Annotated in this window: 1 protein-coding gene; it reads left to right on the plus strand. The window is 37.9% G+C overall.

The window, feature by feature from the left end; genetic code table 11:
• The first annotated feature begins 62 nt into the window (after positions 1 to 62).
• Complete coding sequence (locus tag PA598K_RS28860) at positions 63 to 455, plus strand: contact-dependent growth inhibition system immunity protein (RefSeq protein ID WP_128660260.1); 393 nt, start codon at positions 63 to 65, stop codon at positions 453 to 455.
• Positions 456 to 568 lie beyond the last annotated feature (113 nt).

Below are 568 nucleotides of genomic sequence, written 5' to 3' on the forward strand. Positions count from 1 at the left end.
GGAAGCGATCGATCAGGTGTCTATGGGCTTGGCCAACTAATATTGTCTGGATGTGAATTTCGATGGAGCTTAAAGGAAAAACCTTAGAAGAACTCGATGGTGAAATTTGGGCGAAACCTGAATTCCAGTCAGCTTTAGTTAAAAAAATTCATCAACTAAGGAAAAAACCAATTACAAATTTCACGAATGAAGATCTTCGGTTATGCCTCTCCCAACAAGAAGGACTTGAGTATTTAGTCCCAGTTGCATTACAAAAGATTTCCAATCAGCCGTTTCATTCCGGCGATCTTTTTGTAGGTGACCTCTTAGTAAGCGTTCTAAGGATAAAGGGCGATTTTTGGGACAAGAATCCACATTTATATATTGAGTTGCGGCAACTAATAGCAGGAGTAAAAGAAGTTCTTAAGAGGATTGAAGAACAGCTAATCAAATTTGAGTCACTGGATTATGATTGATAAAGTCTAATGAGCCACAAAGTCAGTTAGAGCATTTGAAGATTTTCATAAAGGGGAGGTGGGATTTTGAAAGTATTTAATCAGAAAGATTGGCTAGTACAGCATCAGTCTTT

This window comes from Paenibacillus sp. 598K (assembly GCF_003851045.1).
Taxonomy (GTDB): Bacteria; Bacillota; Bacilli; order Paenibacillales; family Paenibacillaceae; genus Paenibacillus_D.